Origin of the sequence: Ruminococcus callidus ATCC 27760, assembly GCF_000468015.1 — a bacterium.
Classification (GTDB): Bacteria; Bacillota; Clostridia; order Oscillospirales; family Ruminococcaceae; genus Ruminococcus_C; species Ruminococcus_C callidus.
This window is the reverse complement of record NZ_KI260291.1, coordinates 29,267-31,334: the sequence shown is the minus strand read 5'-3', so window position 1 is coordinate 31,334 and position 2,068 is coordinate 29,267. Positions and strand designations below refer to the sequence as shown.

Annotated in this window: 4 protein-coding genes; 3 read left to right on the top strand and 1 reads right to left on the bottom strand. The window is 46.6% G+C overall.

What is annotated here, in order from left to right:
* The 3 genes from RUMCAL_RS16080 to RUMCAL_RS00805 form a co-directional block, all read left to right on the top strand.
* On the top strand, nucleotides 1-197 hold a 197-nt coding region (locus RUMCAL_RS16080), incomplete at its 5' end, for a hypothetical protein (protein WP_021680478.1).
* Between the two features lie 64 nt (nucleotides 198-261).
* On the top strand, nucleotides 262-789 hold the full coding sequence (locus RUMCAL_RS00810; protein ID WP_051343564.1) for an RNA polymerase sigma factor: 528 nt from the start codon (nucleotides 262-264) through the stop codon (nucleotides 787-789).
* The gene (locus RUMCAL_RS00805; protein ID WP_156902357.1) at nucleotides 740-1,810 is read left to right on the top strand and encodes a hypothetical protein; all 1,071 of its coding nucleotides are present in this window, start codon (nucleotides 740-742) and stop codon (nucleotides 1,808-1,810) included. Before RUMCAL_RS00810 ends, RUMCAL_RS00805 begins: the two co-directional genes overlap by 50 nt.
* A 5-nt stretch (nucleotides 1,811-1,815) precedes the next feature.
* On the opposite strand, the gene RUMCAL_RS16075 is transcribed toward RUMCAL_RS00805, so the two are convergent.
* Nucleotides 1,816-2,068 (bottom strand): hypothetical protein (locus tag RUMCAL_RS16075; protein WP_207636427.1); only part of this gene is annotated, 253 nt, incomplete at its 5' end.

The window sequence follows — 2,068 nt, the reverse complement described above, 5'->3', positions numbered from 1 at the left end:
AGCGAATTCCGCCGGACGGTTTTGACATGGCTGCCCCAGAAAATTACTGCCCTCGGGCAAATGTGGGCATCGCCTCCTACATATTAAAAAGAGTTTTCTGTAAAACCGAAAACATAGGAAAAAGATTTCACCAGAAGCCGTCCACATGGGCGGCTTTTGTTGTTGCAAAATTTTTTTCAAAAAGTGAGATATTTTGACCCTCTGGATTGTTATAGGGGTGAAGTACTTCAAAAGGCAACACAAACCAAGGAGGTGTACCACATGGACGAAGATGTATTCCGCGGCAAGCTGAAACAATACAAAGATACCGTTTACCGCATTGCCTTTACCTATCTGCGGAATCAGGCAGATGCGGAAGATGTCGCACAGGAAACATTCCTCAAGTTTTATCTGCGGGAAAAACCGTTCCCCGATGTCGGCAGCGAAAAGGCGTGGCTGATTCGGGTGACGCTGAACGCCTGCCACAACCTCCGGCGGTCGGTCTGGTTTCAGAATCGGGCGGAACTGCCGGAAAATCTGGCGACTGCGTTTGAAACGCCACAGGACAATGCACTGTACGCGGCGGTGTTCTCCCTGCCGGAAAAATATCGGGTGGTGATCCTGCTCTACTACTATGAGGAATACTCCGTGCAAGAGATCTCCGAAATGCTGCAACGCAACCCCTCGACCATACAGACACAACTGGAACGTGCCCGAAAAAAACTGAAAGCACTCTTAGAACAGAAAGGTGGGTTTCACTATGGACAAACGGCAATACAAGCAGCTCATGGAACAAATTCAGATGTCTGATGCCTGCGAGCAGCGGATTCTGAACGCAGTACACCAGACGAAAATGCCGCAGCTGAAAAAGCACATCACATGGCGAAAAAGAGCCGGCATTGCCCTTGCGGCAGCTGCCTGTGTGGCAGTCGTCAGCGTCTTTTCTGTAGCAGCCGCACAGAACAATAATTTGCTGGAAAAGCTGTTCCCTTGGGCAGAGTCAGTAGATGTACCAGAAACCGCAGTGTTCACCAACGGACAGATCGAATCCTTTACCGTAGACGGCATGGACGGTCTGGACATTACGCCTATTGGCGTGGTCAATGATGCAAAAAATGTTTATCTGATGATGCGTATTGTTCCCAGTGATCCTGATTTCAACCCTGCAAAAAGAGCGATTGTAAACTATAATTCCGGTTCAGGCATTGTATATCCGATGATCAACGGGGAAAACAAACTCGATGATGCAGATAAAGATGATCCCTATTACTTGGGGAAATATGAATTTTTCGAACGGACAGACATACCGGAAGAAGACGGTTCGTACACCGCATTTTATCAGCTGCAATTTACAAACGGTATCACCTTTGACCATCTTAATTTTACCATTGGACTGACTGATATTACAGATCTCATAGAAAAACAAAATGGATTTGTAAAATCTGAACAAACAGAACTACTGGGAACGATCGATGTCACAGTTTCACTGGATACCTCTGTTCAAGAAGTGACATTGAACTATACAGAACCGATTGCAATTCCCAATAAAAACGGCACTGGTTATCTGAAACATCTGGAAATACAGGCACTTTCGATGCAGCTTTCCGGCACAGGAGATATGCAGCTGTTTGATTCCTATGATTCCGCTTATCCAGTAACGATCACCTATGCAGACGGCAGCACTATGACACCAGATTGTAAAAACAGCAGTATATCATTCACCGACCAAAGTGATACGCCTTGGGAATATAACATTGATTTCGACGAGCCTATCGCCCCAGAAGGCATTGTTTCCATTGAATTTGGCGGCACAACTATTCCATTCCATTGACAGTTTCATCGGCGGCACCATGCAAAGCGTGGTGTTGTCCGCATACTCTTCCCGACACCCTGCTTTTCTCCAGCAGGGTGTTTTTCTGTTCGGACAAAAAAATCCCCGAACAAACGTCGTGACGATGTCTGTTCGGGGAGTGATTTGATAATAAGCCTTCCCTTCAGGGAAGGGGAACCAGCGAAGCTGGTGGAGGGGTTCTCTGTGAAATCTTTTGCATAATGTTTTAGGGCAACACCGCACAAAGCTTGTGCGTAA

What these genes read in the sequence shown, in the direction of transcription:
- RUMCAL_RS00810 (WP_051343564.1), top strand. Translation starts at nt 262, where the DNA reads ATGGACGAAGATGTATTCCGCGGCAAGCTGAAACAATACAAAGATACC.
- RUMCAL_RS00805 (WP_156902357.1), top strand. Translation starts at nt 740, where the DNA reads ATGGACAAACGGCAATACAAGCAGCTCATGGAACAAATTCAGATGTCT.